General features: G+C 58.2%; 31 protein-coding genes, 1 tRNA gene and 1 pseudogene. 20 read left to right on the forward strand and 13 right to left on the reverse strand.

Annotated features, from left to right (window positions below):
- Positions 1-597 (forward strand): annotated as a pseudogene (locus HK28_RS13990) (acyltransferase); the annotation flags it as partial.
- On the opposite strand, the gene HK28_RS08810 reads toward HK28_RS13990, so the two are convergent.
- Positions 583-1497, reverse strand: coding sequence for a LysR family transcriptional regulator ArgP (locus HK28_RS08810; protein WP_086644223.1), 915 nt, complete (start codon positions 1495-1497; stop codon positions 583-585). The pseudogene HK28_RS13990 and the gene HK28_RS08810 sit on opposite strands and share 15 nt — an antisense overlap.
- A 72-nt stretch (positions 1498-1569) precedes the next feature.
- Between HK28_RS08810 and HK28_RS08815 the strand changes: the two genes are divergently transcribed.
- On the forward strand, positions 1570-2196 hold the full coding sequence (locus HK28_RS08815) for a LysE/ArgO family amino acid transporter (RefSeq protein WP_086644224.1): 627 nt from the start codon (positions 1570-1572) through the stop codon (positions 2194-2196).
- Positions 2197-2524: 328 nt separating this feature from the next.
- Here the strand turns inward: HK28_RS08815 and HK28_RS08820 are convergent, their stop codons facing one another.
- Positions 2525-3979: a hypothetical protein gene (locus HK28_RS08820; RefSeq protein WP_143217375.1), complete on the reverse strand. Its 1455-nt coding sequence runs from the start codon at positions 3977-3979 to the stop codon at positions 2525-2527.
- A 375-nt stretch (positions 3980-4354) separates the two neighbouring features.
- Here HK28_RS08820 and hslV point away from each other — a divergent pair, with 375 nt between their 5' ends.
- From hslV to HK28_RS08840, 4 genes are all read left to right on the forward strand, one after another.
- Entirely contained in the window at positions 4355-4945 is a 591-nt protein-coding gene (gene hslV / locus HK28_RS08825; RefSeq protein ID WP_086644226.1) for an ATP-dependent protease subunit HslV, read from the forward strand.
- On the forward strand, positions 4942-6258 hold the full coding sequence (hslU, locus tag HK28_RS08830) for an ATP-dependent protease ATPase subunit HslU (RefSeq protein WP_086644227.1): 1317 nt from the start codon (positions 4942-4944) through the stop codon (positions 6256-6258). The genes hslV and hslU overlap by 4 nt, the downstream gene beginning before the upstream one ends.
- Complete coding sequence (locus HK28_RS08835) at positions 6255-6707, forward strand: SufE family protein (protein WP_086644228.1); 453 nt, start codon at positions 6255-6257, stop codon at positions 6705-6707. Before hslU ends, HK28_RS08835 begins: the two co-directional genes overlap by 4 nt.
- Before the next feature lie 525 nt (positions 6708-7232).
- Complete coding sequence (locus tag HK28_RS08840) at positions 7233-8300, forward strand: PAS domain-containing protein (protein ID WP_086644229.1); 1068 nt, start codon at positions 7233-7235, stop codon at positions 8298-8300.
- A 309-nt stretch (positions 8301-8609) separates the two neighbouring features.
- Here the strand turns inward: HK28_RS08840 and HK28_RS08845 are convergent, their stop codons facing one another.
- On the reverse strand, positions 8610-9023 hold the full coding sequence (locus HK28_RS08845) for a hypothetical protein (protein WP_086644230.1): 414 nt from the start codon (positions 9021-9023) through the stop codon (positions 8610-8612).
- Positions 9024-9257: 234 nt separating this feature from the next.
- Here HK28_RS08845 and HK28_RS08850 point away from each other — a divergent pair.
- Positions 9258-9350: transfer RNA gene (locus HK28_RS08850), tRNA-Ser, on the forward strand.
- Positions 9351-9510: 160 nt separating this feature from the next.
- On the forward strand, positions 9511-10755 hold the full coding sequence (locus HK28_RS08855; protein ID WP_086644231.1) for a phage integrase central domain-containing protein: 1245 nt from the start codon (positions 9511-9513) through the stop codon (positions 10753-10755).
- Here HK28_RS08855 and HK28_RS08860 read toward each other — a convergent pair.
- From HK28_RS08860 to HK28_RS08885, 5 genes are all read right to left on the reverse strand, one after another.
- Positions 10712-10927 (reverse strand): AlpA family phage regulatory protein, encoded by a 216-nt coding sequence (locus tag HK28_RS08860; protein WP_086644232.1) that lies wholly within the window; start codon positions 10925-10927, stop codon positions 10712-10714. The two genes, HK28_RS08855 and HK28_RS08860, sit on opposite strands and share 44 nt — an antisense overlap.
- A gap of 187 nt (positions 10928-11114) precedes the next feature.
- Positions 11115-11468 carry a Lar family restriction alleviation protein gene (locus HK28_RS08865; RefSeq protein ID WP_086644233.1) on the reverse strand — a complete coding sequence of 118 codons (354 nt, stop codon included), beginning with the start codon at positions 11466-11468 and terminating at the stop codon, positions 11115-11117.
- A 262-nt stretch (positions 11469-11730) separates the two neighbouring features.
- On the reverse strand, positions 11731-12030 hold the full coding sequence (locus tag HK28_RS08875; RefSeq protein ID WP_143217376.1) for a hypothetical protein: 300 nt from the start codon (positions 12028-12030) through the stop codon (positions 11731-11733).
- Positions 12011-12265 (reverse strand): hypothetical protein, encoded by a 255-nt coding sequence (locus HK28_RS08880; protein WP_086644236.1) that lies wholly within the window; start codon positions 12263-12265, stop codon positions 12011-12013. The genes HK28_RS08875 and HK28_RS08880 overlap by 20 nt, the downstream gene beginning before the upstream one ends.
- A 129-nt stretch (positions 12266-12394) precedes the next feature.
- Positions 12395-12862, reverse strand: a complete 468-nt coding sequence (locus HK28_RS08885; RefSeq protein WP_086644237.1) for a hypothetical protein — start codon at positions 12860-12862, stop codon at positions 12395-12397.
- A 182-nt stretch (positions 12863-13044) separates the two neighbouring features.
- Here HK28_RS08885 and HK28_RS08890 point away from each other — a divergent pair, with 182 nt between their 5' ends.
- Positions 13045-13302 carry a hypothetical protein gene (locus HK28_RS08890; RefSeq protein ID WP_233140450.1) on the forward strand — a complete coding sequence of 86 codons (258 nt, stop codon included), beginning with the start codon at positions 13045-13047 and terminating at the stop codon, positions 13300-13302.
- 223 nt (positions 13303-13525) lie between these two features.
- On the opposite strand, the gene HK28_RS14500 is transcribed toward HK28_RS08890, so the two are convergent.
- Both HK28_RS14500 and HK28_RS08900 read right to left on the reverse strand, forming a co-directional pair.
- The gene (locus HK28_RS14500) at positions 13526-13954 is read right to left on the reverse strand and encodes a type II toxin-antitoxin system PemK/MazF family toxin (protein WP_086644254.1); all 429 of its coding nucleotides are present in this window, start codon (positions 13952-13954) and stop codon (positions 13526-13528) included.
- A gap of 82 nt (positions 13955-14036) precedes the next feature.
- Complete coding sequence (locus tag HK28_RS08900) at positions 14037-14813, reverse strand: S24 family peptidase (protein ID WP_086644238.1); 777 nt, start codon at positions 14811-14813, stop codon at positions 14037-14039.
- A 145-nt stretch (positions 14814-14958) separates the two neighbouring features.
- Between HK28_RS08900 and HK28_RS08905 the strand changes: the two genes are divergently transcribed.
- Positions 14959-15120, forward strand: a complete 162-nt coding sequence (locus tag HK28_RS08905; RefSeq protein WP_198945847.1) for a hypothetical protein — start codon at positions 14959-14961, stop codon at positions 15118-15120.
- Positions 15121-15271: 151 nt separating this feature from the next.
- Here HK28_RS08905 and HK28_RS13795 read toward each other — a convergent pair whose 3' ends face one another.
- Positions 15272-15646 carry a hypothetical protein gene (locus tag HK28_RS13795; protein ID WP_143217377.1) on the reverse strand — a complete coding sequence of 125 codons (375 nt, stop codon included), beginning with the start codon at positions 15644-15646 and terminating at the stop codon, positions 15272-15274.
- A 43-nt stretch (positions 15647-15689) separates the two neighbouring features.
- Between HK28_RS13795 and HK28_RS08910 the strand changes: the two genes are divergently transcribed.
- Both HK28_RS08910 and HK28_RS08915 read left to right on the forward strand, forming a co-directional pair.
- Positions 15690-16226, forward strand: coding sequence for a hypothetical protein (locus HK28_RS08910; RefSeq protein ID WP_086644240.1), 537 nt, complete (start codon positions 15690-15692; stop codon positions 16224-16226).
- 148 nt (positions 16227-16374) lie between these two features.
- A complete protein-coding gene (locus HK28_RS08915; RefSeq protein WP_086644241.1) occupies positions 16375-16839 on the forward strand; it encodes a hypothetical protein in 465 nt (154 codons plus the stop codon).
- 11 nt (positions 16840-16850) lie between these two features.
- Here the strand turns inward: HK28_RS08915 and HK28_RS13995 are convergent, their stop codons facing one another.
- A complete protein-coding gene (locus HK28_RS13995; protein ID WP_158093431.1) occupies positions 16851-17027 on the reverse strand; it encodes a hypothetical protein in 177 nt (58 codons plus the stop codon).
- Positions 17028-17215: 188 nt separating this feature from the next.
- On the opposite strand from HK28_RS13995, the gene HK28_RS08930 reads away from it, so the two are divergent.
- From HK28_RS08930 to HK28_RS08945, 4 genes are all read left to right on the forward strand, one after another.
- Entirely contained in the window at positions 17216-17629 is a 414-nt protein-coding gene (locus tag HK28_RS08930; RefSeq protein WP_086644244.1) for a hypothetical protein, read from the forward strand.
- Positions 17626-18651 (forward strand): toprim domain-containing protein, encoded by a 1026-nt coding sequence (locus HK28_RS08935; RefSeq protein ID WP_086644245.1) that lies wholly within the window; start codon positions 17626-17628, stop codon positions 18649-18651. Before HK28_RS08930 ends, HK28_RS08935 begins: the two co-directional genes overlap by 4 nt.
- On the forward strand, positions 18638-20548 hold the full coding sequence (locus tag HK28_RS08940) for an ATP-binding protein (protein WP_086644246.1): 1911 nt from the start codon (positions 18638-18640) through the stop codon (positions 20546-20548). Before HK28_RS08935 ends, HK28_RS08940 begins: the two co-directional genes overlap by 14 nt.
- A gap of 228 nt (positions 20549-20776) precedes the next feature.
- Positions 20777-21319 (forward strand): DUF6362 family protein, encoded by a 543-nt coding sequence (locus tag HK28_RS08945; RefSeq protein WP_086644247.1) that lies wholly within the window; start codon positions 20777-20779, stop codon positions 21317-21319.
- A 104-nt stretch (positions 21320-21423) separates the two neighbouring features.
- Here the strand turns inward: HK28_RS08945 and HK28_RS08950 are convergent, their stop codons facing one another.
- Complete coding sequence (locus tag HK28_RS08950) at positions 21424-21807, reverse strand: lysozyme inhibitor LprI family protein (RefSeq protein WP_158093432.1); 384 nt, start codon at positions 21805-21807, stop codon at positions 21424-21426.
- A 56-nt stretch (positions 21808-21863) separates the two neighbouring features.
- Between HK28_RS08950 and HK28_RS08955 the strand changes: the two genes are divergently transcribed.
- The 4 genes from HK28_RS08955 to HK28_RS08970 all read left to right on the forward strand — a co-directional run bounded on the left by HK28_RS08955 (position 21864) and on the right by HK28_RS08970 (position 25715).
- Entirely contained in the window at positions 21864-22187 is a 324-nt protein-coding gene (locus tag HK28_RS08955) for an HNH endonuclease signature motif containing protein (protein WP_086644249.1), read from the forward strand.
- A 159-nt stretch (positions 22188-22346) separates the two neighbouring features.
- Complete coding sequence (locus HK28_RS08960) at positions 22347-22646, forward strand: hypothetical protein (RefSeq protein ID WP_086644250.1); 300 nt, start codon at positions 22347-22349, stop codon at positions 22644-22646.
- 7 nt (positions 22647-22653) lie between these two features.
- Positions 22654-24393 carry a terminase large subunit gene (locus HK28_RS08965; protein WP_086644251.1) on the forward strand — a complete coding sequence of 580 codons (1740 nt, stop codon included), beginning with the start codon at positions 22654-22656 and terminating at the stop codon, positions 24391-24393.
- Entirely contained in the window at positions 24390-25715 is a 1326-nt protein-coding gene (locus tag HK28_RS08970) for a phage portal protein (RefSeq protein ID WP_086644252.1), read from the forward strand. The genes HK28_RS08965 and HK28_RS08970 overlap by 4 nt, the downstream gene beginning before the upstream one ends.
- Positions 25716-25769: the final 54 nt, after the last annotated feature.

Consider the following 25769-nt stretch of genomic DNA (forward strand, 5'->3'; position numbering starts at 1 on the left):
CTGGCAGTGATCGTGGCGGGGCCGATCTATCGTTTGTATCATCAGGGGGACGAGGGCGGATTTCTCTTCGCTTATTTCGCGTCTTTCGACGGAGTTGCGATCGGGTGCTGCACGGCGCTTCTGGCGCGTGGTCGCAGGCTCGACGAGCGGGCGGCGCGCTTGGCGCAGCCTGTGGTCATAGCTGCGATGGTCTCTCTGTATTTATGGAAATCGATAGGCTTGACCAATGTGTATGGCGTGACGCTTATGGCGCTCTTCGCCGGCTTTCTGCTGTGGGCGGGTGACGCGCACCCGCAGGGAGCGCTTGCCCGACGCAGCGGCGCGTTACGTTGTGTCGAATGGTTCGGACGCCAGAGCTACGAGCTTTACCTGTTTCATCTGGTCGTTCTGGGGTTGATGAGATCTGTGTGGCCGCCAGTTGGCGTGCATGGAGACGAAAAGCTCGCGCTCCTGGCGCTTTTTATGGTCGGGGCTTCCGGGTTGACGGCACTGATATCGCGCGGGTATTCGGAGCCGCTCAATCGTCGTCTACGATCTGCGTTGGTCCGCTCTCAGGGGCGCGGCAAGGCAAATATTCCGCAGTCAGGGGCGGCTTGACGCCGGAGGTTCCAGAGACAGCGCGGCGGCGGCTCGCACAGCGTCGGTGAGGCGGCGCAGGGCGCTGGCTTCAAGACGGGCTGCCTGCCAATACAAAGGAACGTCGATTTGATGGCCAGGGGCGAGGTCAATCAGGCGCCCATCCGCTAGATGTGGGCGGACGAGGGGCAGGGGATTCAGGCTCCACGCCACACCGATCATCGCGAGGTCGACGAAAGCGGCTGTCGATGGAGCCCAATGAGTCGGAGCAGACGGCTCGACCCCGCATGCGGCGCGCATCCACCGAGCCAGCAGGGCGTCGCGACGGTCGAAGCGGAGCACTGGCGCTTCTGCGAGAGCATCCGGCGTCACGCCGTTCGGAAAATGGCGCTCAGCGAAGGCCGGGCTGGCGCAGGCGACGTAGCGTAATGCACCGAGTTGCGTGATCTGGCACCCCTGCACAGGATCAGGATCGGCAGTCACGGCCGCCAGAACTTCGCCGGAGCGCAAGCGTTGCGCCGTGTGGGCTTCGTCGTCGAGTTTGAGGTCCACCAGAACGCTGGTTGATGCGGTGAAGCGGGCCAGAGCGTCGGGAAACCAGGTCGCCAGGCTGTCCGCGTTGACTGCTATCCCGAGTGTGACGGCGCTTTCGGAGAGTGCGACCGCGCCCAGTGGTAACTGCGCCGCCAGATCGTTCTCCATCAGTCTGACCTTGTCGAGATGCGCGCATAGTAGAGCTCCGAGTTCGGTGGGTGCGCATGGTTTGCCGCGCACGATGGTCACGGCGCCGAGTTTCTCTTCGAGGCTGCGGACCCGCTGCGACACGGCGGAGGGGGTGATGCGGAGCCGTTCGGCTGCGCGTTCGAAGCCTCCTTCACGAATGACGGCGGCCATGGCGGAGAGGGCGGGATAGTCGAGCATGAAATTAGAAAATCTTTATTTGATTAAGAAAATCAAGTTTTACTTTCTTTGTGTGGAGCGTCACACGGAGGCATGTCTTCGTTGTCGTCCGCCGGGCTGGCCGGTTTCGCGTTATCCTGTTCGCTGATCGCTGCGATCGGGGCTCAGAACATGTTCGTGTTGCAGCAGGGGCTGCGCCGTAATCATGTGGGGCCGATCATTATGTTCTGCGCGATCTGCGACGCCGCCTTGATCAGCCTCGGCGTGAGCGGTATGGGCGCGTTGGTCCATGTGGCGCCGGCGATGCTTAGCCTTATGACATATGGGGGCGCAGCTTTTCTGGCGTGGTATGGCCTGTCGGCCCTACGTCGGGCGATCCGTTCCGGTGGCATGGAGACCGATGGCGCGCCGCCGCTGCCGTTGGGCAAGGCTCTGGCCAAGACGGCGGCGTTCACGTTCCTGAACCCCCACGTTTACCTCGATACGGTGCTTTTAATGGGCGCTGCCGGGTCGGCCCAGCCGCTTGACGCTCGCCCCGCGTTCGTCGTGGGAGCCGCGTTGGCGAGCCTGCTATGGTTTGTCTCGCTGGGGTATGGCGCACGCGTTCTCGCTCCGGTTTTGGCGCGACCTGCGGCGTGGCGAGTGCTCGACTGCGTAGTCGGGGTGGCAATGCTTGCGATGGCGTTGAATCTGGTGGCGCGGGCGGCTCAGTCGGCGTGAGGGGGTGTCATGCCGATCTGATTGACGAGCGTTGAACGGCGGCCCCTATTGCGAAGTTGAACGAAGTTTGAAATCACAGATCAGCCTTGCGAGATCTTAAATCGCAAATCGATGCGATGTTATATTCTGCTAAATGAAGGTTGTGGTCGTCCAACCTTCCGTCTGCGCATCAATTGGCTCCCGGTTTCGAAGTGTCGACCTCGAGTGCTGACAGAGGCCTTGAGATGACCCTCGCATGTTGGCGTTCGATGGAATGTCGTCATAGAGTATAGTCATGTGAATCTATGCTTAGTGATTTAGCATGCACGGTCAGTGTATCGGGCCGCGCTCACGGCTGCGGGTCCTTTCTTGAGCAGGCGTAAGGCGGCAGCCAGCATGGGTCGAGACGAAAACCGAGCTGCATGCCCCAATATAATTCATTACTGGACGCATCAGGGAGCGTTTCTGTTCCTGCGACAGCTTGTCCGTTTTTCATCTGCTCGCGGCGTACGACGCCTGAGAAAGGAGCGCGCAAAGCGATCCAGCGGTCGCCTTGTGAGTCAGGCATTGCGCGGAAATCGTTGATATTACGCCAAGCTTGCTGATTATCGTGAAGAACGCTGTGTTCAAAATAGGCGTCGGGCCAAGATGGAGGGGGTTCGGACTTCTGAACCATCCATATCGGCGCAGCGTCCGGTAGTGTGCGGTAGGGAAGAAACCTAATGCAGGTAGCCAAATAGACGCCCGCAAGCGCTGCGGCCGCGAGACGCCAGTTGACTCCAGTCAGGGCGCGGCAGGCAATGAATCCCAGCAGCGCGAGGCCAGGCAGCAGCCACTTGAAATAATGCACATTGTTGTAGCGCCAGAGTCCGGCTGGAATCAGGTCCACGTAAGAGAAAAACAGCAGAGAGTATCCCGTAATCAGGACGCTGAGCAGCGCGAGGACCCAGCGTCCTTTTCGGTCGGCCACAAAAGGCGCGACGATCAACCCAGCAAGGCCTGGAGCAATCCACGGAAGACGCTCCAGCAAGCCTGCGCCGTCTGGAAACCATGGGCGAGGGGTCAGAAGCAGCATATAGGTTTTCCATCCGAGACCCTCGAGACGGAACCCCATGTTGCGCGACACGATCATGTATTGGGTCGGATGAAAGCCGTAAATCGAAAGATATAGCGCGGCGCATGCAATCCAAATTAGTAAACATCCGCCAATGAGCGTAATAGAACGCGCGATTTTATTCGTAATACTTCCGCGCTGTAGATACAACGCGCCGAGCGTGGTCAACCCGATGGGGCCGGCGAGCGTCACGTCAGTGGGGCGCGTCACGGGCATAAAAGCAAGAATCGCACCGAGCAGAGCGAGGTTTAAGGCTCCTCCGCGCGCTGCCGAAGTGTCACAGCGGTTGCCGATAGTCGATATTTCTCGGGCGGAGAGAGCGAGCGCGTTCCATATAAGGGCAGCCGCCAAGGTCGTGTTCCATGGCTCAGCCCATGCAGAACGGATGGAATGACTGCTGCACGTTCCCAGGAGAAACAACAACATCGCGGATGTGCTCGCTACGCCGCATGTCCGTGCGAAGCTGATAAATCCGCGAGCTGCGAGCAGGAGGCAAATCAGGTCAGGGAGAAAATATACCTGTCGCCCGAGCCAGACGAAGGGGGCGCCGATGAGGGCGTATCCAAAAGGATACCAGTGTTGTTCAGGGCGAAGATCGCCATGAGCAAGGGCTACCGTCGATTTGAAATAATTCGATTGATCGAACCAGCCCCACCACCCTTCAGGGTAGCGGCCACACGGCCAAGGCATTCCGGGATCGTTCCAATAGGCGGTGACGTACAGAATACAGAGAAGAAAAAAACCAGCGCCCAAAAATATTTTTTTTTGGTTTTGTTTTAATACTGGGGCGTATTGTTTTGTAAAATGCACGTAAAAATTTTTGGGTGAACTAGTCGCGTCCTTCGAGGGCGCCATGGTGGATGTCCTGCTGTTCATCGAGTAATCTCAAGCGTCTATTTGCATCGTTATCTCGATTTTTGCAATCAGTACAGTCTGCGGCTTCACGGCTGTGTCGCAGGGCTTGGCGGATTTGGACCGACCGAATTTCCCCTCCCAGTCACAAGGCTCCGGGCTTGGACCAAGGGCCTCTTGTGATCCTCGCGCGAAGCCCTATTTCATACGTCCATGAACACTCATCAGACGACACCCCACGACCCGGTGGGGTGGCACGGAACGACGATCTTATGTGTGCGCCGCGGCGATGAAGTCGCCATGGCAGGCGACGGGCAGGTGACCCTCGGTAACACTGTAGTCAAAGGAAACGCCCGTAAGGTGCGCAGGATCGGCCCCAATGGCCTGATTTTGGCTGGCTTCGCAGGAGCTACAGCAGACGCCTTCACGCTGTTGGAGCGTCTTGAAGCAAAACTTGAGCGTTACCCGAACCAGCTTGAGCGTGCGTGCGTGGAACTGGCCAAAGACTGGCGCACCGATCGCTATTTGCGTCGGCTGGAAGCCATGATGGCGGTGGCGGACGGTTCGCATTCCTACACGCTGACAGGCAATGGGGACGTGCTTGAACCTGAGGACGGGGTCATAGCCATCGGTTCCGGCGGCAATTATGCACTATCGGCCGCCCGCGCCCTGATGACGGTCGAGGATTTGGGAGCCGGTGAAATTGCGCGGCGCGCTATGAAGATTGCTGGCGATATTTGCATCTACACCAACCATTCGGTCACTCTTGAAGTGCTGTCTGGCAAAGAAGGAGCCACACGATGAGCGCCCTTCATTTCTCGCCATCGGAAACGGTTGCGGAGCTTGATCGGTTCATCGTCGGGCAGACTGACGCAAAGCGGGCGGTGGCGATTGCGCTGCGCAATCGGTGGCGTCGGAGCCAACTTCCAGACGCTCTGCGCGAAGAGGTGGTGCCAAAGAACATTCTGATGATCGGCCCGACCGGGTGCGGCAAGACCGAGATCGCCCGCCGTCTGGCGAAACTCGCGCAGGCGCCATTTCTGAAGGTCGAGGCGACCAAGTTTACCGAGGTCGGTTATGTCGGCCGCGATGTCGAGAGCATCATTCGGGATCTCGTCGAGGCGTCGATCAATATGCTCCGGGATGTACGCAGACGTGATGTGCAAGCTCGCGCGGAAGAAGCGGCGGAAAACCGGCTCGTAGACGCCCTGGTGGGTGAGAGCGCATCCGCCGAGACGAAGTCAAAATTTCGCAAGATGCTGCGTGACGGCGCTCTGGAGGAGAAGGAAGTCGAGATCGCTGTTTCCGACCCCACCTCGGCAGGGAGTGGGGCGGAGATGCCCGGCATGCAACCGGGCAGTGTCGTGAACTTCAACGACCTTATGAAAAATCTGATGAGTAGGGCGCCGCAGCAACGTCGCCTGAAAGTCCCCGTGGCGCGGGAACTGCTCGTTCGTGAAGAAGCGGACAAGCTTCTGGATACGGACGCGCTTACCCGCGAAGCTGTGCAAAACGCACAAGACAACGGGATCGTGTTTCTTGACGAAATCGACAAGGTTTGCGCGCGCTCCTCGGAAAGCGGCGTACGCGGGGGCGATATTTCGCGTGAAGGCGTTCAGCGCGATCTTCTGCCATTGATCGAAGGAACGACGGTCTCGACCAAATACGGCGCGGTGAGGACCGACCATATCCTGTTTATCGCATCGGGAGCGTTCCATCTGGCCAAACCGTCCGATCTACTGCCTGAACTTCAGGGGCGGTTACCGATTCGGGTCGAACTTGCGCCTTTGTCGCGCGATGATCTTCGCCGCATCCTGACTGAGCCGGAGCATTCGCTATTGAAGCAGTACACGGCCCTTCTGAACACAGAGGGCGTTACGCTTGAGTTCGCCGACGACGCTATCGATGCACTCGCCGAACTTGCGGCCGACGTGAATGAGCGCGTCGAAAATATTGGAGCGCGTCGCCTGGCTACTGTGCTTGAAAAACTGCTCGAGGATGTGTCGTTCACGGCGTCCGAGCGCAGAGGTGAGGCCGTTCGCGTCGACGCGTCGCTTGTTCGGGAGCGTGTCGCACCGCTGGCGAACAAGAGCGATTTAAGCCGGTTCATCCTGTGAGCGGGGATCCTTTCGTTCGTCCGGTCGATGGTACCGCGTCTGAAGCTATTGAAGCGATAGGCGACGAACTGGCGCTTTTCGACGACTGGATGGATCGTTACCAGTATATCATCGAACTCGGGCGGAAATTGCCTCCGTTTCCTGCTGACTGGACGGATGACGCGCACCGCGTTCCCGGGTGTCAAAGTCAGGTCTGGCTCGAGGCGCGCGTCGATTCTAGCGGTCGGATGTTCTTTGCCGGCGCGTCGGATGCGGCGATCGTGTCCGGGTTGGTGGCGCTGCTGCTGCGTGTTTATTCAGGGCGGGATCCGGAAGAAATTCTCGCGACGCAGCCAGGATTTTTGAGTGATTTGGGGTTGGTGCAGGCGTTGTCAACCAATCGTGGCAACGGCGTGGAGGCGATGGCTCGTGCCATTAGATCCGTCGCCGCACAGGCGAAAGAAGGTTGATAGGATGGCGGGACTCTGATGAATTTCGGTTGGTTGTTTTCTTGATCTGTAAAGAAATTGTTTGAATGGAATTAATTTTGATATTTGATGCGGAATATTGTTCTTTGGCGGCGCATTGAATGATTGCTCTCTAATGTTCGACGACGCCTCTTATTGGCAAGATGAATTTTTTATGAGAATTTCATATTTTTATTTTAGCGAAATTTTCGGTTTTTCGAAAATTATCGGAATCAAAAGTGGCGTTACTCACCGCTGTGTGCCGCATTTTTGCGCGATATCAATTCGCTGAGTGGTATGTGGGCCGATGTGAGGTGGGAGCGTGAATTCGCCTTACACACCGAATGCGGCTGCTTATGGCAGATCTCAACAGTGAGGTTAGGGAAAGACGTCTGACGTTCTGGCGCTTGGTCGTCGGAACTTACTACGTTGCAGCTATCCCTGTAGATTAAGCCAGTGATTGAAGGTGATCGCCCCGTTGTGCTACCGGTGGCAATCATTCTATGCGCCGACTGGAGAAAAGACGACATGAAAACGCCAGTCGAGGCTTACGGGTCGGTCGTATTCCCCGGCGTTTTGCCGACGCCCCCTGATCTGCCACAATTGATTCTGCAAAAGGCGATGCTCGACGCGACGCCCGACTGCATCAAGATGATATCTGCATGCGGTCGTTTGTTGATGATGAATAAGGCGGGCTGTCTGGCGTTGGGCGTTGCGGAGGATTCCGGTTTTGGAATGCCCTGGATCCCACTGTTGCCAGAGGACGTTCATCTGTCCGGATTGGCGGCGCTTGGCAGGGCGGCTAACGGGGAAAATGCCCGCTTTCACGGAAAGAGCGAGTCTGCGGAAGGCACGAAATATTGGGATAATTTGTTGACGCCCGTAATGGACTCGTCTGGGGGCGTACAGTTCATTCTTTGTGTGTCTCGAGATGTGACAGAGAAAACAATACTTGAGTGGGAGTTGGAGGGAGCTATCAACAGAGAAAAATTGTTATCAAAAGAGATGCGTCATCGTGTGAAGAACCTCTTCTCCGTTGTGTCCGGCCTCATTGTCATCGCAGAGAAAGAGGCTGCTGCGGAAGATGCACCGGAAGACGCCACGTACATTCTTCGTGAAAAGCTTGAGGCGTTGTCGCGTGCTACGGACGCGGCTTTTGTAGACAAGAGTATGGCGGACACTGATACTGGGTTGATAGGGGTGCAGTCCCTTGTCAATTCCGTGCTGCGTCCTTATGGAAGTCGCTGTGCGGTTGTCGGGGGAGACGCCTTGCTGCGAAACGTCATGATGACGACGCTGACGTTGTTCTTGCATGAACTTGCTACAAATTCTGTGAAATATGGAGCTCTTGGCAGTGACGGCGGGCAGGTTACTGTCCGGTGCGCGGCGGAAAATGCGTCGTTGGACCTGACATGGCTTGAGGTTGGGGGACCAAAAATTTCGACGTCCCCCAAATCTGAGGGGTTTGGGAGCGAAATGATAGATCGTATCGTGCGATCTGCAGGCGGGACAATCAATCGGACCTGGCATTCTGAGGGGTTGGTTGTTGATTTGTGCTTACCTAGCGCTATTCAGCTTCAGCATCTGAACTCTTGAGTAGATATTTTTATGAATATTGTTTATCATTTGAAGAAATTTCGAATAAGCAGTGACTTTCACCGAATATGTGAGTGTAAACGTCTAGCCTCTCAAACTTTCTGATAATGCTTGCAATGTAATAACGCGAAGTGACGTTCTGCGCGCTGTCTGGATCGAGTAATCAGTGCCAATGCGACGTGCCTATCCCGTAATGCAGAAACTCAAATATTAAACGATTAGCGTTTTGTATTGTAAGGATTTATTTACTTTTTATTAGTGAAATTCAGAGATGGCATATCAGCTGAAATTCTTCCGTAATATTCGTTGTCAAATTTTTGTCGCAGCAACCAGTGTTGTATTGGGCGCTACATAAACGGGCTGCCCTGCTGCGGTTACGCCAATCTGCGTGCCATTTTGCCACGATGTTGAGCGGTTGAGTATCAAGTGGGCGTCATCGGATGGTACTACATAGGACGCGCCAGCGCCGGCAGGCGACCAGCAGGCGATAGGCCAGGAGATCACCGCCGGATCGGGTCCGGAAGCCGAGGAGAACAATCCCAGGCGCGCGCATACGGGCAGTGTGGCTGCGGTGGCGTTAAACACTGGTTGGGTATTGGCGCGCGTTTCGTTGCCGCCACCGAGAGCCTGAAAAGTCGTGGGAACACGAGAGTACTCTGGTACCGCTACTTCGCGTCCATTTTCTAGAAGCAGACCGATCCATCCCTGAAAGAAGTAGTTCATCCGTAAGTTCCTGTTGCCCAATCACAGCTGAAGGGACGTGTGTCCCGCTTGCGAAAGGATTCGGCGCGATTGCTCGAATCACCTCTGTGAAGGATTAATGGCAGTCCCCACCCTGCATCATGCTCTTGAGGAGCTAAATTCCTGACGCAATCGTTTGTGGGGGTTTGACGGGGCGAATGTAAGCTTCTAAAGCTACGGGCGCTGCGACAGTGCCTGCTTGGCACGTCGTTCCGCGGAGGGGTGGCCGAGAGGCTGAAGGCGGCGGTTTGCTAAACCGTTGTACGATGTCAAGTCGTACCGTGGGTTCGAATCCCATCCCCTCCGCCAGTAACCATAATCAAACAGCTTCAATCTGTCTCACAACCCTTGCGTTTGCTTGGGTTTTCGACATTCTGCGATCTCAAGTGTTCTCGCTTTGTCTCAGTCTGTCTCGCACCGGACCGGGTATAAAGCGGGTATAATTTCTGATCAGACCGGGTATAGCAGAATGCTGACGGATACGCAGGTTCGGGCGGCCAAACCCAAGGAAAAGCCTTACAAGCTGACCGATTCGGGTGGCCTGTATGTCCAGATTACTCCCTCAGGCGGCAAGCATTGGCGCTGGCGCTACGAACTGGACGGGAAAGAAAAGACCTACACGATAGGCGCGTATCCGGACGTGCGCTTGCTGGACGCGCGCTCTGCACGGGATGAAGCCCGCAAGGTTCTGAGGGCCGGTCGAGATCCGGCCCAAGAAAAGCAGATCCTCCGCGCCATCGGCAAAATAGACCCAGACCAAACCTTCGCGGCAACGGCGCGAGACTGGTTTGCAAGACGAAAACCGATATGGGCGGCTCGGCATGCGGATGACGTCTGGCGCAGTTTAGAGCGCGACGTGCTGCCGCAGGTTGGTGAGATACCGATCAACGATCTGACGCCGCAGATCGTCTTGGCGCTGCTGCGCGGGATCGAAGAGCGTGGAGCGATCGAGACTGCGCATAGGGTCAGACAGCGCCTCTCCGACATCTTCGTCCATGCGATCGCATCTGGTTACGGCAAGACAGATCCTGCTGCGATCATCGCCCCGGCGCTGCGTCCAGTCATCAAGGGCAGGCAGCCCGCGCTGGTGGATATGCCGCAAGTGCTTACGATGATCCGGAAGATTGAGAGCGAGGACGCGCATCCCGTCACCCTGCTCGCGCATCGTCTGCTGTTTCTGACCGTCGTGCGGCCGGGTGAACTTCGATCTGCTGAGTGGGCTGAGTTCGAGGATCTGGATGGAGAGGCCCCGATATGGCGCATCCCGGCTGAGCGGATGAAGAAGAAGAGAGAGCATATTGTCCCTCTGTCATCTCAGGCCGTCGACGTGGTGCAGTCTCTCCGCGCGGTTTCATCGCAGTGGCCGCATTTATTTCCCAACTCGCGCCGACCAATGGTCCCCATGAGCGAGAACGCCATCGGGTATTTACTGAATCGGGCGGGCTATCATCATCGCCACGTCCCGCACGGCTACCGCGCAACGTTTTCCACCGTCATGAACGATCTGCACCCCGACGACAGGCAGGCTATTGATGCGACGCTGGCGCACATTATTAAGAACCAAGTCGAAGGGGCGTATAATAGATCTCAACACCTGGGCAGACGCCGTGAACTTGCCCAAATATGGGCTGATCTTATCCTCAAAGATCAGCGACCAGTCGATGAATTAATCAAATCGCGCAGGCGCTCGGGGCCGCAGGGGCCGAACGCTTAGTGATCCAGTCCTCGATCTCGCGCTTTTCCCACCGAACAGATCCGGGGGACAGGCGCAGAGATTTCGGGAAGTTCCCGGCGTTCATCTGTCTGTATATGGTAGCCCTGCTCCATCCCGTGCGGGTCTGAACTTCTCTTACTGTCATGAGGCGGTCCGCGATCATGTCGGTCATGGGGCAAATCCTGTTTGAACGCAGGTGAATGAATAGAAGCGAATGTCGTGCGGCGTCTCTGTGCCTATCAGGGCATTTCCGTTTCGTCGGCAGATGGCCTCGGAGGACTGAGGGATTTGCACATACGAATATCCGCTGTGCCCCATATAACCGCAGAGGATTAGAATCCACGGAGCGAGAAGCGTGGTCATTGTAGCTCTGCTTTCATGGCCGCACGGATGGCGTCGCGGAGCGTCGGTCCTTGCCCAAGAACCAATTCGTCAGTGTGACATATGGAAACAACGGCAGTCCGGAAGTCTGTAGACGGATAGACGTGGCCGTTATGGGATTCCAACCAATCCAGCATTGCCGTATCTGCCGGGGCGGTTGCGCGTCGGTTCCAGTTAGATACGAAGTTTTCTTTGAATTCATACTCGACGTTGCTACTTGCAAGACACTTCGTGCAGGAAATGCATGAACCGCCATCATCAAGATCAAACTTGCGGGCTTCTCCACCACAAAAGGGGCAGTTTTTAAACTGCTCATCGCGCGTCCGGGTCATAACCTCATCCCCTTAAACGCTTCGTCAGTCCTCTTGCGCCATTCTGACTTCGGAAAGGACCGCGCGTAGAGGAACGCAATCAATTCACCGACGCCGAAGCCACCGCGACACTCGCCAGTAATAAGCCTCTCTTGCGGACTGAAGACGTGCGAGTAGACCTCATAAACGGCCAAAGTCACCACGACAGGGCAGACGGCACGTTCTCTGGGTTGCCGGTTATTTTGGACAGGGTGAACTGGCACGTCGCCATTCATCATTTGGCTCATGACTGCACCCCCGGAAACCGAACGACGTTCGCGGGCAGGTCTGCGGCGGCGATGTCGCGAGAGGCGACGAACGGCAGAAGATAAGCCTCTAGCTTGGCCTCTGTATCTTCCGCGTGATCTCCGAACATTTTCGCCGCTCGAGCGTCATGACGCTGGAATGCCATGCGCTCTAACTGGCGCATCCATATAGCCTGCCTGCGCAGGGTCTCGGCGTTGGCCTGTACCGCTGGCGGCAGACCTGCGAGCATCGGCGACACCACGCGCGGCATGGTTGGCTCATTTGGGACGTTTTGCATTCTGTCTTGTTTCCTCTTCGAGGATGATGTCTTCGGGCGATCGGACAGGTGGAACCAAATTCGTTGTCGTGCCGACGATCAGATCCTCTCCGTCAACATTGCGGCGGACGCAGTCGTCGAAAGTGACGGCCCATCCGTGCTGATCTTTCGCGACGATTTGATACCGCCCGGCGGCGACGCGGCGGACTGTCACAGTCCAGCGCGGGACATGGCTGCGGAGCGGACTGGCGGCCATCTCAGCGGCCGGGCGAGAAAATAATCAGGAAAATGGCAGGCCAGACCACGAGCCCAAGCGCGATCGCATACAGGATAGCGCGCGCGCCTCGCGGCTCTTCGTCGATGGGTGACCATGGATCGTGGTTCATCATGCCCCCCTCTGAGAGGCATCTTCCTCCGCACGCATTGCACGGTCGGCTCCCGCACATCGCGAAAGCGTCATCACCCTCTCATCCAGCGCTCTCGCGTCGAACAGCGCTTCGCCGTTGACGAAAACAATGGTGGGGCCATGGCCGCTCTCACAAAACTCGTCGAACCGCTCAGGTGACAGGCCCGTGTAAAGCGCCGCCAGTCCGGCGCCGACAAGACGTGTGGACGACGAGCCATGCTCCGTCAGTGCGGCGTCCACAAGTCGTCTGGCGGCGCGCTGCACCCGAGCAGCCTGCAAGGCTGACGGCGTCGGGATTGTGGGATCAAGCAGGGAGGATAGTGCGCTGATCAGGGCGCTCGCGGACTGACAGCGTTCAAGGGCTGCGTCGGTAACCGCTCGTAAGTGGGTGATTCTTGGACCGCTTGTAGCACTGCTGTCCTGTGATCCGATTTTGCCTTTGGTCATCCCATCCTCCCGGTGCGCCGTGGGCGCTGGTGATAGGGTATCTGTAGTAGGATAATTCCTATATCGTCAATAAGAAAATTCAGATCAAATATGAAATGTCGTATTTTGGACGTTCGCGGCGTTCTATTGCTGATCTGGCGTGCTCTGGAATATATGGAACGAACAGAGAACAGGAGTCGCTCATGCCCGCGCAGGAACAGATTATCTTCCAGACCTACACGCGCCGGGCGCAGGGGCGCCGCAGCGTGCTTCAGGCGAATGTTCCCATCGTCTGCCCTAGTGAGGGTGACGGCTTGCGGCGACTAGAGAAGGTTAGGGAGGGGGCGCTATCCGTAGATGGCGCTCAGGTCGTCAGGGTGGCTATTGACGACGAGGCTGGAGACTACGGCGAGCCTGTCTATCTGGGGAGCTTTGGGGATGTGCCGGGTGAGGCGGAGTAGGCACCCTGTGTTTGTTCGTTATCGATGAGAATCGCGAAAAATTTTTTGGGCGTAATTTTGTTTGATTAAACAAAGAAGGCCCAGCATAAAATGCTGGGCCTTCTTCAATCTACGTCGCTCATAAGCTTGCGATGGCTCCGCTGAGCGACGGCCTCCAAGGAGGTCTTAGATGCTGATCCGCCCGAGAGGGCTAGAGAGCAGCGCACGGTGAGAACATTGGAGTTTATAGATGTTGTGTCAAGGAAAATAGGCCGAGGCCGTGTAGGATGCAGGCTCTTATTTCCTTAAGGTTCTGATTTGAAACGCAGTTCATATAGTATTTTCGTTTGCCTGTTTGGGGGTTCTTCCCGTCGCGAATCAGGTTTAGTCGGTGGAAGCCGACGGTCATAATCAAGTCGGCTTTGACCCATACGTCCTCTACATCCCAAGGGGCGGGGGGTTTCGGATTTAGCCGCAGGAGGCAGTGGTATGGTCTCTTTGGGTCCGGCGGAGTTGTGCTAAGCGCCACCACAGTCGTTAGCCCAGGCCTCCAACTAATCGGCGGACTGATCACGACGACGGGACGAAGCTTTATCATCTCCGGTTCTTTAAATCCGTCGGAAAAATCACAAAGTAGCACCTGCCCCAAATTGGGGGCTTTTTCGATAGCCACGAGCAAAATCCTATACCATGCGGGCAATTATTCGCCGTTCGTCCCCATCAACCAAATGCGGCGGATATCTGGGGTCCTCGCTCTATTTCCACACCCACTTGCCGACGACGCGTCCGTTTATGTGGACTTCGCTCAACTCGCGCTCATACGTGCCATATCCGGGGTTGATGCTCGATATGCGGAGCATGACGGGGTCTTTGGACCCAAACACGACTTCGACCCGCTTCAGCACAAGGCCCATCCCATCATGCAGGACGTAGACGCCCGGCGGGCTAGGAAGCGTGTGACCCATGTCGACCATGACGCGCTCCCCCGCCATATAGTCTGGCTCCATGCTGTCGCCAGTCACGCGGATGATCACGAGGTTCGAAGGATGCTCCACGAAGGCTGAGACAAGCCGCTTTGGCATTGTCCACAGGTCCGTCGGCGGCGCTGCCTCGTAGTAGTCATCACCGGATAGAAACGCCCCAGCTCCAGCGTGTGGGCTCACGTCGTATTCTGGGATCTGAACGCGCGCGCCGGAAGATGATGGGTCAGGCGATGCTTCATCGTCATTCGATATTTTCGATAAAGGGACGCGCACCAATTCGCCTCGCCGAGACGGCGGTGAGGGAGCCTTCACATAAGGACGTCGCTTTGGGTCACCCTCAGGGCGCAGCGCATCCGGGCTAATGCCCAGAACCTTCCCGATCTTCTCCCGTGAGTCTTCGTCAAGGGACTTTGGCGAGCCGCTCTTTATGTATTGCTGAATATACGCGGCGTTCCTCCCGAGAAGCGCCGACAGGCTCTTCATGTCGTGGTCCGGGTTGTCGGAAAGAAGCTCGAGGAGGAGCTTCCTGGGGGCGTCGAGAAAATCCATGCCCTATAATCCGCCATCATATAGGAAATATCCAATACGATATTTCCTATTGCAAAGTAGGTAAATTCCTACTATTTCCCTATTCATGGAAGACAAATCCGACCCCGTTTTGCCCTGCGTCGAGGCGTTTCTGTCCAGCGAAGGCATGTCAGCAACTGCGTTCGGAAAAGCCGCCGCTGGCGATCCGCGCTTGGTCCACGACCTGCGCTCTGGACGGGAATTGCGGTTCAGGACGCGGGAAAAGATCACGACGTTCATCGCTGGGGCTATTGCCACATCCCGCACCACGCAGGAGGCGCAGGGATGACTGGTGTGCGCGTCCTGGCGCCCCGACACTGACCTCCACCTCTCCAACTCCGGAGCACGCGACTTGAAACAGCAAAGTATATTGATGAACAGTGCGGGAGGCGTAACTGCTGTTCTGGCAATGGTTGCCCGTTGGATGAAGTGCGCGAGCGCTAATGAGCCGTGCTTGGTCCTTGATTCGCTGCATCGAGAATCTGCTGCGCGAACTCCAGAGCTCTCGCCCTTTCCAATCGTGATACCAACCAGCCCAGACCCCCGGCTCCCACCGCAAAATCAACGTGGCTATGTGCTCCTTGGGCCGGAGCGGCGACGTGTAGCAATAGCCGATCTGTCTGCGGAACTATCTCGTCATCTTGGGGTAAATAACTGGAACAGCTTGGGGGAAGCATTGTCCTACGAATTGAAATAAATGTGTTGATGAGTCCGGAAAGATATTCTGGAGATACATGAACGTAATCTTCTCCAATTTTTAATTCTAGAACGTTTTTTTCCAACAACTTCATATCGAGTTCTTGATGTTCGGCCATAGGATCCCCCGTTGAAACTTCGCTTATTTATGGAGCACGCCGCATGACCGCATCGCATGATATCCAAACTGTCACGTGCGCCGAAAACGGTCACTCGGAACCGCTCCGCCTAGCACTCTACCGAATAGCACGGCAGCGTGCATGGGCGTCCGACGACGCCATGTTCGCGCACCTCGATCGCGCTGCGTCGTGGATCGCGGGCGATAATTCCGCAGAATGCGCCGCGTCCGGTGCTCCGGCGCCCCTTACCGTCAGCGACGGTTTGATCGCCTCGGATGGGGCCGTGGCTATTGTCAGAGCGTATTTGGATAAGAAGCGGGTTGCCCAGACGTCGGATGTCGCCACGGAAGACGTGGCCCCGGTCGGAGCATTGCCGAAGCCGGTGGCCCTTTCCCTCGGCGAAGTCCTGATCATGCGAGATTTCGCCCGGAACATGCGTCATGCGTCGCAGTTGATCGCGGGAAACTGCGTCATCGTGGAGGGCGTCCACATGGCGGATTTGTCGGTCGATCTGCCGATCCGCGAGACGGACATCGTGACGGTGCGTGATCGGGTCGCCGGAAAGGGGGCGCGGTCATGAACGAAGATTACGAACGGGCGATAATCAGCCGCCAGAAAAGTGATGGGGGTGCGCCTGTGTGCGTTGAAACGGCATGTCAGGCACGGACGTCACTGCGCCAACCGGCTAACGCGCCAGCCCCCGACGCGCCTGACGGCAGGAGTGTCTGATGCCAATCCCCTCGATCAAGACGGCGACCAAGGAAGCGGTGAAGCGCTGCGGCGGTCTGGACGCTGCTGCGACCATAGTCCGGGTCGGAAAATCGAACCTGTCGGACTACGGCAATCGCGACCGGCCTCATATCGTGCCGGTCGATGTCGCGATCATGCTCGATCTGTGCGCGCAGGCGCCGCTGATCCTGTCCGCCATGGCGCACGCCGAGAACTTCATGCTGGTGCCGACGCATTTTGGGGAGGGAAACCTTCCGCGAGACATGCAGCGATTCACCGAGGAAACGTCGGACGCAATCCGCAAGGGTTTTGAGATTCTAGAGGATGGTGTCGTCGACGTGCATGAAGCGCAGGCGATGCTGGCGCATATGCAGCGGGTCAAAAGCGTGGCTGAACATATCGCCGCCGGGATGACGAAGATCATCGCCGCGACGCGGCCGCATATTGTGGCGGCGTCGGCGTAATGGCGCGCGAATCATGCGACTGGATCTCGATTGATCCGATCCTGAGGCACTTTGCGATTTGCGGCGTCAGCGTCGCGATGCAGGCGCGTAAGCTCGGCGTGTCGGAACGCTCCATCTATCAGCGCCGTATAATTCTGGGAATCTCCCGCAAGCAGCGCGAAAAGCGCAATGCCAGAAAGGCCGGACATGCCATCGCCGCGTAAATTTGGCTCGCGACCGCGCAAGCTGCCTTACTCTATTCCGCGCCGCGAACTGGATGTCCGCGCGATCGCGGCGAGTTTTCGCGTGCGGCCTGACCTTACGAAACAGGTGCGTACGTCTGGCGGCATGACTTGCGTCGACAATAGCAAGATGAAATCGCCGAGGGGTTTCTGGTATGTCGGATGACCTGATCCACCCAAAGGATTTTTACGGAAAACTGAATACCGCGATCCGTGACGCTGGCGGCGTCACGGCATTCGCCCGCTTGCACAATCTCGATACGCGCCGCGTTTACGAGACGCAGGAAGCCGTGCGATACCACGAGGATGTCGCACGCGCAGTCGGTCTGGTTCCCGTCGCGCGCTATCCTGTTGCTGCCGATCCCGCCTCCCTTGTCGCTGGTCGGGTCATTTACGAAAAACTGAATACTTTTGTCCGAGAGTGCGGCAGTCAGAAAGCTGCGGCTGACAAAATTGGGATAACCAAGGCGCATCTGGGCAACATCATCAATGCGCGTCGCGGCCTGCGCCCTGTTCTGGCGTCTCTTGGGTTCATGGCCCCGCTAACGCGGTTTGTGCCCGTCAAATGACCGATCAGATATCAGCATCGGAAGTCGCGAAAATGCTCGCCGGAAGCATGGAAGCGCTCGCGCGTGAACTGCTGCCCGGTGGACGTCGTCAGGGCGCAGAATGGGTCGCGGGTAGCGTCGCAGGCGAAGCCGGAACGCGACTGAGCGTCCGTCTCTCTGGCCCGAAGGCCGGTGTCTGGAAGGATTTTGCAAGTGACGTCGGCGGCGACGCTCTGGATCTCGTCGCGGCATGCGTCTGCGGCGGCGACAAGAAACAGGCCTTCAAATGGGCGCGAAACTGGCTCGGCCTTACTGGAGAGAAGATCGAAGAGCGACGCGTCGAGATCCGCGAACGTTCGGAAGCCGATGCGAAGAAGGCGGAGGAAGAATCCGCCCGTAAGCTGCTGCGGGCTCGCGATCATTGGCTTGCTGCTCAACCGGATATCCTCGGCTCTCCTGTCGACGCATATCTTCGCGGGCGTGGCATCGACCTGGCGCACCTTGACGCGCCGCCTCACGCAATCAGGTTTTCGCCTGCGCATTACTGCGTTGAGGTTGGCGGCCCGTTGCCCGCCATGCTCGCCGCCATCACGAACCTGCAGGGCCGCACGATCGCCGTCCATCAGACGTGGCTCGGCGAGCATGGTGGACAATGGTCCAAGGCGAAAATCGAAACGCCCAAGAAGGTTCTGGGGCGGTTTGTCGGCGGGTGCATACGGCTTCGCCGTGGGCAATCTGGCCTGTCTTTCGCGAAGATGCCGCCTTCCGAAACCGTCGCCATCGGTGAAGGGATCGAGACGTGCCTTTCGGTCGCGCTCGCATGCCCTGAACGCCGCATCCTCGCAGCGGTTTCGCTCTCCAATCTCGCAACCATTTCCCTGCCCGAGAACGCGCGCAATGTGCTGATTCTCGCGGATCGGGACGAGCATCCGGCGGCAAAGCAAGGCCTGCGCAAAGCGATCGACGCCCATCTGGCGGCCGGTCGCGGCGTACGCGTGGCCTATCCGCCCAAAGGCAAGGACTTCAACGATGCAATCCGGTGAGACGCCAGCGTCGGCTGACGGGCTTCAATCTGTTCGCGCCGCCATCCAGTCGGCGGACAGATGCTTTCAGGTCATTGACGGCGGCAAGGATGGCAACGGCGGACCGCCGCCCGATGCCCCGAAAGAGGAGGCCCAGTGCCCAGTGTATTCGATAGGGCATCTCGACGGCGTCTTCTATTTTCTTGACACGGTGGGCCAGCCGCGCGCGTTGAAGGCTGCCCAGCTGACCCGGCGCCCTGATCTGCTCGGGCTCTTCGGCGGGTCGACCTTCTGGCTGAAAGACAAGTTTCCGAAGACTGCCAAGGTCAAGGAAAAGGACGCCGCAGGCGATGAGGTCACAAAAGAGATTGTCGTCGATTTCAATATCAATCGTTCGGCTGAGTTTCTGCAGCGCGAATGCTTCAAGGCGGGACTTTATGGCGACCACATCAAGATCCGAAAGCCGGGTATCTGGCCCGCGCCCGATGGCATGCCGATCGTTCATTGCGGCGACCGCGTGCTTATCGGATCTCGGCTGGAGCACCCCGGCACGCGGATCGGCAATCAGATATGGGCGGGGTCGCCTGCGCAACCCCGGCCGGGTCAGCCGTGTGACGCCATGATCGCCCGACTCTTGCTCAGCCAGATCGACGAATTGTTCAACTTCCGCATTCCGGGCAGCGGCATCATCGTCATGGGGATGCTGGCGTGCGCCTATTACGGCGCCGCGATCCCATGGCGTCCGGCCGGGTTTCTCACCGGACCCGCCGGATCGGGCAAGTCGTCGCTGCTCAAGGTTTTGTCCGAGGCTATTCCGCTCAAGTTCGCGACGAATGACGCCTCGAAAGCTGGTATCGAGCAGACGGTCGACGGGCGTGCGATTCCGATGATTATTGATGAAGCCTCGGATCGTATTGATCAGCGCATGGCCCGCGCCCTTCTGGATCTTGTCCTGTCGGCGACCAGTGGCGACGGCACGCAGGGCGCGCGCGGAGGATCTGACGGCGTCGCTCGGAAGATTTCGGTTTCGGGCTCGATCATCATGGCGTCGATCAGGCCGCCGGATATGGAGGCGCAGCATTTCGGGCGTTTTACGATTGTCGAGATGATGGCGGCGGCGAAAGGCGCAGACCACACGGCGCAGCATCGCGAGCTTGCAGAGTGGGCGCGCGAGCATGGCCCTGCGCTCTGGGGCCGTGCGTTGTCCGGATGGGAACGCTATCGCGAGGCCCGGCTAATCCTCCGCGCCGCCGTGTCACGGGCTGGATGCCAGCCGCGCGAAATGGACCAGATGGGCTCTTTGCTGGCTGGCTGGTGGACGATGCTGAATGACCATATGCCTACAGAGGCCGAGGCGGATAATGCCGTGCGCGGGATCGAGGGCTATATCCGTGGCGCGGAAGAGGTGCAGCAAGTCAGCGGCACGCAACAGATGATCGACCATTGGCTATCCCAGGTGGTGCAAATGCAGCGATCGACGGAACGCCGTTCGATCGGCGCGCTGATTAGCCGCATGCTCAAGCCTGATGGCGACGTCGACTTCGACGATCCGAACGACGTCGAGCGCGCGGATCTCAATTATTCGCGAAAGAACGTCGAGCATGTTCTTGCGACCTATGGCGTTCGTGTCATTCGAAGGCATGAGCCCAAACCACGCAGTGGGCAGGAGCCGCCGCGCGCGAGTGAGGGCGATGGCATCTGGGTCTCGCCCAAAAATTCGCAGTTAACGTCTCTATTCAAGGACACGCCTTTTGCCGGGCAGAAATTCGTATATGAAATGATGCGGCTGGAAAGTTATCGCCCCTGCCCGAAAGATGGTCGAGGACAGGAAAAGATCATCAAAATGGATGGTCGAAGTCAGAGAGGTTGCATCTGGCTCAGGTGCTGCGAATTGGGGCTTTCTGACGACGGCGACTGAGATATAGGGCACAAGGGCACAAAAGGGCACAACGCGTGATCCCTTTAGTTCGTGATTATATCTAAAGGGCACAGAAATCACATAGGGCACGCATATTTATGCCCCTAATGTGCAATTTGGCATTCTCCGTGCCTCTTGCTGTAGTAAGCAAAAATATCTGTGCCCTTTGTGCCCTTGTACCCTTTCTTACTAACTTACTGAGAAATATAGATAATAAAGGGCACAAAAATGGGCACAAAAGGGCACACCATTTCTCGCCAGCCTGTAGCTACGCTGAAAGTCGCTGCGTCCTGCGATCAGGGTGAATTCGTGGATGTCTCGGCCCTTGCGTTCCGTAGTCGCAAGCCGACCGAGTTCAGTACGCTGCGTCCGGTTGTGGATCAGGTGGCGGAGTGGCTGGATGAAGCGGCGACCACGCTTGCCACTCTCCATGTGAAAAATCTGCGTCCTGCAGGCGTGAAGATCAACTGGCCCGATATCGTCGCGGATCGTTCGGATCTCGACTGGCTGCGAGCGAGCGACGACATTCTTCCATCGCCTACGGCCGACGCTGTGGCGCGCATGGATATCGTTCTTGGCTGGCCGGGGCTTCTCGCTGACATGGGCCAGCGAACCGTCGTCAACAAACGCCTGATCGTGAACCCCTATTCCGGAAAGTTCCGCTGGGAATGGCGAGAGTTGGGACGAAGCCTTGGAATACATCACCAGACCGCGCAGGCGTGGCACAGGCGCGCCTGCGAGGTCATTGCGAGAAAAATCGACCACGGGTGATTTTCCTCTATCCAGATTATCCAAATTGCAGTATTTGCGAAGCCATACTTAGGGGTCGTGCAGCCAAACGGTTGCCCGGCCTTCTTTGTTTGGTGAAGCCGGGGTCAGTCTCGCGAGAAATCCGGCTGTTGGAGGTAATCCTCCAGCGTCTTTGTACGAGTCTTGGCCGCATTAATCAGACATTCCCGAAATAGTATCTTGGTCAATGAGCCGTTCCCATAGGCGGCCTCGACCAGACCACAGTCGTCATCGCGGAATTTTATCCACGACCTTTCCGATGTCCGAAGGTGATCGAGAAGTTCACCTCGGCCCAGCTTCGCCGATAACGCCTTATAGGCACGATTTAGATCAGCATCGCGACGTGCCAACTCTTCGTTGCCGCATTCGATCATTGCAGGATCTACGCCGCCAGCTGCGTCCATACACTTGTCGTAATCTGAAGCCAGACAGGTTCCACCCGGCAAGGCCATCATGACCGATAGAATCACGGCTCTCTTCATTCTCTGCCCTTTGCTTCGTCTCACTCGAACTCCGGACAGTCGCCATGCCCGCTCGTCTAAGATGCGTCGGCGCGCTCGTGCGCTCAATAGACACCCGCATCGCGATCCCGCCGCCCAAGCGGGCTGACGCCTTCTACCTTTCGAAGCCCTGGCGCGATCTCATGCGTCGCCTGGTCGAGAAGCGTGGCCGGTCCTGCGAGAAGTGCGGACGGACGGGAACTCGCCTGTTCGGTGACCACGTCCACGAATTGAAAGACGGCGGTGCTCCGCTCGATCCGTCGAACGTCCAGCTGCTTTGCGGGTCGTGCCACACGACCAAGACGGCGCGAGCCCGAGCGATCAGAACGGCGATCGTCGAAAAGCCTTGAAAAACGGCTGATTTCTACGGTTTTCGTGGATTTGGTCCGACCGGGCGGGGGGCGGGTCGAAAGTCTGGGCCGGATCGGGGGCCCTAACCGCGCCAGTCTCATTCGCAGATTTTTTGCCTGTGTTTGAAAACAATCAAAGAATTCAAAGGAGATGAAACAATGGCACGCGGTGGACGCCGTCCGGGTGCCGGTCGGAAAAAGAAGACGCAGACGACCGAGGAATGGAGCGGGCCGGTCATCACTGAATATTCGACTTTGACACCCCTAGAATTTTGGAAAGCGGTCCTGCGCGATCCTGGGACGCCGTTTGAATTACGCGCGATGGCTGCGGACAAGGCAGGCCCTTTCATGCACGCAAAGCCCGCGCCTGTCGCGTCTGGGCAGGGGGATTTGGGGGATATGCCCGAAGCGGGGAGCAAATGGGAACGCGCCACGTCTCCCGATCGCACGATGAACTGAGGATAGTATGCTGGATCTTAGCAGGCCGGACTGGGAAAGCCGCATGCGCGATGGGCGCTCGTTGCTGCCTGAAGTCCAGCCGGTCAATCCTGCGTTGGCGGAACAAGCTGTCGAAATTTTTGACATGCTCTGTATCCCGGATGTGATCGGGCAGCCGACTTTTGGCGAGGCTGCCGGGGACTGGTTCCGCGATATCGTCCGGATGCTGTTCGGCGCCCTCGATCCGGCGACCAAAGAACGTCAGATCCGTGAGCTGTTTCTGCTGGTGCCTAAGAAAAATTCGAAGACGACGAACGGCGCGGCGCTGATGCTGACGGCGTTGATGGTCAATCGGCGTCCTCACGCGGAGTTTCTGATCGTCGCCCCAACCAAAGAGATCGCCGCTCTCGCGTTCAACCAAGCGTCCGGCATGGTTCGGGCAGACCGCGAACTCAGCGGCATGTTTCATATTCAGAATAACCAGAGGCGGCTCACGTTTAAGCGTTTGGGCGCAAGCCTGAGTATCAAAACGTTCTCAAAGGAGGTGATGACCGGCGTCAAACCGGCGGGCGTCCTTGTTGACGAGGAACACGTCATCGCCCTGAACGCCGACGCGGGCGACGTGATGGGGCAGATTCGGGGGGGCATGATCAGCCAGCCGGAAGCGTTTCTGGCGATTATCACGACCCAAAGCGACAAGCCGCCGCGTGGCTGCTTTCGCGAGGATCTGCTGCAGGCTCGGGCGATCCGCGATGGGAAGTCACACCGGCAAGGCGACGATGGCGATACGCTGATCCCGGTCGGAACTGGGATATTGCCTGTCCTTTATGAACTGCCGGACGCACTCCAGAAGCCTGCGCTGGTCGGTGATTTCGCGGCTTGGGAAAACCCGTCAGTTTGGCCGATGGTGCTCCCAAATCTGGGCCGTTCGATCACCATCCACCGCCTTATCGAAGAGTATGAGACGGCGCGAGGCAAGGGAATTGCCGAACTATCCCGCTGGGCCTCGCAGCATCTGAACGTCGAGATTGGCCTTGCGCTCCGCTCTGACCGCTGGGTCGGGGCGGATTACTGGGTGGGCGCAGGCGACGACATGCTGACGCTGGAGGACGTTCTCGCGCGCGCCGAGGTCGTCGTCGCCGGGATCGACGGCGGCGGGCTCGACGACCTGCTGTCGCTGGTTGTGCTCGGGCGCGACGCGACGACGCAGGAATGGCTGCACTGGCAAAAAAGCTGGGTGTTCGAGGGCGTGCTGGCGCTCCGCAAGAAAGAGGCCAGCGTGATGCGCGATTTTCAGGCGCAGGGCGATCTGGTGATCGTGTCGGAGCCGGGAGACGACATCGAGCAGCTTGCCGACGTGCTGGAGACTGTCGACGCCGGCGGCGGCCTTGCGCAGGTGGGGCTCGATCCGCAGGGCGTGGGCGCCATCGTCGACGCGCTGGCGGTGCGCGGCATTGGTCGCGACCGCGTCGTCGGCGTCTCGCAGGGCTGGACGCTGTCAGGCGCCATCAAGACGGCGGAGCGCAAGCTCGCTGACGGCACGTTCAGACACGGCGCGCGGCCGATCATGGCGTGGGCGGCGTCCAACGCGAAGGTCGAGCCGCGAGGCAACGCGATCGTCATCACCAAGCAAGCGGCGGGAAACCTCAAGATCGACCCGCTGATGGCGACCTACAACGCCGTGACCCTGATGTCGCGAAATCCGGAAGCGCCGGGCGGCGGCGGAAAGGTCGAGGATTTCCTACGGACCGGGATCATCGCGGTATGAATATCCGTAAGGCCTTCGGGGCCATGTTTTTCAAGGCGGCGAACGTCATGGCGCTGGCGACGACGGGCGTCAGCCTGACAGATCTGCGTCTGGGCGCTTTTCTGGCGGGCGGTCCGACCTTTTCCGGGCAGACGGTGACGATCGACGCGGCGATCCAGCTGGATACGGTCTGGGCGTGCGTGCGGCTGCTGTCGGAAACGATCGCGTCGCTGCCGCTCAAACTATACGAGCGGCAGCCGAACGAGACGTCGATCGTCGCGCGTAGCCACCCGCTGTTTTCGGTTCTGGCGACGTCGCCCAACGCGGATATGACGCCGATCGAGTTCTGGGGAACCATGATCGCGTGTCTTGTGACATGGGGCAACGCGTTCGGGCAGGTGATGCGGCGCGGCGACGGGTCGGTGATCGCCATCAACCCGCTACGCCCGGATCGCATGACGGTCCGACGTGATCCGAACAGTGGCGCGCTGACCTACACCTATGCGTGGCAAGGCAAATATCTGGTTCTCGCCGAGGCGGATATTTTCCACATCAAGGGGTTCTCGTTCGACGGCCTGCTGGGGCTGTCGCCGATCTCTGTCGGGCGTCAGTCCATCGGCACGGCGCTGGCGGCGGAGCAGACGGCGGGCAAGACATTCAAAAACGGCCTTTTGACGCAAAGCTATATCTCGGCTCCCGACTACCTCAAGGAACCTGAGAAAGAGCGCGCGAAAGCCATCCTCGCGGATTATGCGGGCGCCATCAACGCAGGCAAGACGCCGCTGCTGGAGGGAGGCTGGAAAGTGGAATCCATCGGCCTCAACCCCGAAGACATGCAGCTGCTGCAGACACGCGGTTTCAATGTCGAGACCCTGTGCCGCTGGTTCGCGGTTCCGCCGGTCATGATTGGCAGGATGGAAAAATCCACTGCGTGGGGCTCCGGATTGGAGCAGATGAACCTGTGGTTTTTGCAATACGGGCTGATGCCATGGCTGATCCGGATCGAGCAGGCGATAACGCGGTGTCTGCTGAGTCCGGCCGATCGGTTGCGTTTCTACGCGAAGCACAACGTCGACGCCCTGATGCGCGGGGATACGGCAGCGCGGACTGCGTTCTATGTCGCAGGTCTGCAGAACGGTTTCGTGACTGCGAATGAAGTTCGCGCGAAGGAAAACCTTCCGCCGGACCCGGACGGAAACGTCCTGTGCGTGCAGGCGCAGATGATCCCGCGCGCCGATATCGGCAAGGCGGCCGTGCAGCCGACGCTCAAGCCTGTCGCAGGCGGCCAGCCGCCGCCCGATCCGCCACAACCCGACTCAACAGGGAGCGAAGACGATGATTGACGGCGATTACCTTGCCGCGCCGTTCGAGGTGAAGTTCGCACCTGGCGCGACAGA

The sequence above is a fragment of the Acetobacter sp. DsW_063 genome (assembly GCF_002153745.1).
Classification (GTDB): Bacteria; Pseudomonadota; Alphaproteobacteria; order Acetobacterales; family Acetobacteraceae; genus Acetobacter.

Bases quoted from the DNA above. Each gene is read 5' to 3' on its own strand.
- HK28_RS08810 (WP_086644223.1), bottom strand. From the start codon at position 1,497: ATGCTCGACTATCCCGCCCTCTCCGCCATGGCCGCCGTCATTCGTGAA.
- HK28_RS08815 (WP_086644224.1), top strand. From the start codon at position 1,570: ATGTCTTCGTTGTCGTCCGCCGGGCTGGCCGGTTTCGCGTTATCCTGT.
- HK28_RS08820 (WP_143217375.1), bottom strand. From the start codon at position 3,979: ATGCCTTGGCCGTGTGGCCGCTACCCTGAAGGGTGGTGGGGCTGGTTC.
- hslV (WP_086644226.1), top strand. From the start codon at position 4,355: ATGAACACTCATCAGACGACACCCCACGACCCGGTGGGGTGGCACGGA.
- hslU (WP_086644227.1), top strand. From the start codon at position 4,942: ATGAGCGCCCTTCATTTCTCGCCATCGGAAACGGTTGCGGAGCTTGAT.
- HK28_RS08840 (WP_086644229.1), top strand. From the start codon at position 7,233: ATGAAAACGCCAGTCGAGGCTTACGGGTCGGTCGTATTCCCCGGCGTT.
- HK28_RS08845 (WP_086644230.1), bottom strand. From the start codon at position 9,023: ATGAACTACTTCTTTCAGGGATGGATCGGTCTGCTTCTAGAAAATGGA.
- HK28_RS08855 (WP_086644231.1), top strand. From the start codon at position 9,511: ATGCTGACGGATACGCAGGTTCGGGCGGCCAAACCCAAGGAAAAGCCT.
- HK28_RS08860 (WP_086644232.1), bottom strand. From the start codon at position 10,927: ATGACCGACATGATCGCGGACCGCCTCATGACAGTAAGAGAAGTTCAG.
- HK28_RS08865 (WP_086644233.1), bottom strand. From the start codon at position 11,468: ATGACCCGGACGCGCGATGAGCAGTTTAAAAACTGCCCCTTTTGTGGT.
- HK28_RS08875 (WP_143217376.1), bottom strand. From the start codon at position 12,030: ATGCAAAACGTCCCAAATGAGCCAACCATGCCGCGCGTGGTGTCGCCG.
- HK28_RS08880 (WP_086644236.1), bottom strand. From the start codon at position 12,265: ATGGCCGCCAGTCCGCTCCGCAGCCATGTCCCGCGCTGGACTGTGACA.
- HK28_RS08885 (WP_086644237.1), bottom strand. From the start codon at position 12,862: ATGACCAAAGGCAAAATCGGATCACAGGACAGCAGTGCTACAAGCGGT.
- HK28_RS08890 (WP_233140450.1), top strand. From the start codon at position 13,045: ATGCCCGCGCAGGAACAGATTATCTTCCAGACCTACACGCGCCGGGCG.
- HK28_RS08900 (WP_086644238.1), bottom strand. From the start codon at position 14,813: ATGGATTTTCTCGACGCCCCCAGGAAGCTCCTCCTCGAGCTTCTTTCC.
- HK28_RS08905 (WP_198945847.1), top strand. From the start codon at position 14,959: ATGTCAGCAACTGCGTTCGGAAAAGCCGCCGCTGGCGATCCGCGCTTG.
- HK28_RS13795 (WP_143217377.1), bottom strand. From the start codon at position 15,646: ATGGCCGAACATCAAGAACTCGATATGAAGTTGTTGGAAAAAAACGTT.
- HK28_RS08910 (WP_086644240.1), top strand. From the start codon at position 15,690: ATGACCGCATCGCATGATATCCAAACTGTCACGTGCGCCGAAAACGGT.
- HK28_RS08915 (WP_086644241.1), top strand. From the start codon at position 16,375: ATGCCAATCCCCTCGATCAAGACGGCGACCAAGGAAGCGGTGAAGCGC.
- HK28_RS13995 (WP_158093431.1), bottom strand. From the start codon at position 17,027: ATGTCCGGCCTTTCTGGCATTGCGCTTTTCGCGCTGCTTGCGGGAGAT.
- HK28_RS08930 (WP_086644244.1), top strand. From the start codon at position 17,216: ATGTCGGATGACCTGATCCACCCAAAGGATTTTTACGGAAAACTGAAT.
- HK28_RS08935 (WP_086644245.1), top strand. From the start codon at position 17,626: ATGACCGATCAGATATCAGCATCGGAAGTCGCGAAAATGCTCGCCGGA.
- HK28_RS08940 (WP_086644246.1), top strand. From the start codon at position 18,638: ATGCAATCCGGTGAGACGCCAGCGTCGGCTGACGGGCTTCAATCTGTT.
- HK28_RS08945 (WP_086644247.1), top strand. From the start codon at position 20,777: ATGGGCACAAAAGGGCACACCATTTCTCGCCAGCCTGTAGCTACGCTG.
- HK28_RS08955 (WP_086644249.1), top strand. From the start codon at position 21,864: ATGCCCGCTCGTCTAAGATGCGTCGGCGCGCTCGTGCGCTCAATAGAC.
- HK28_RS08960 (WP_086644250.1), top strand. From the start codon at position 22,347: ATGGCACGCGGTGGACGCCGTCCGGGTGCCGGTCGGAAAAAGAAGACG.
- HK28_RS08965 (WP_086644251.1), top strand. From the start codon at position 22,654: ATGCTGGATCTTAGCAGGCCGGACTGGGAAAGCCGCATGCGCGATGGG.
- HK28_RS08970 (WP_086644252.1), top strand. From the start codon at position 24,390: ATGAATATCCGTAAGGCCTTCGGGGCCATGTTTTTCAAGGCGGCGAAC.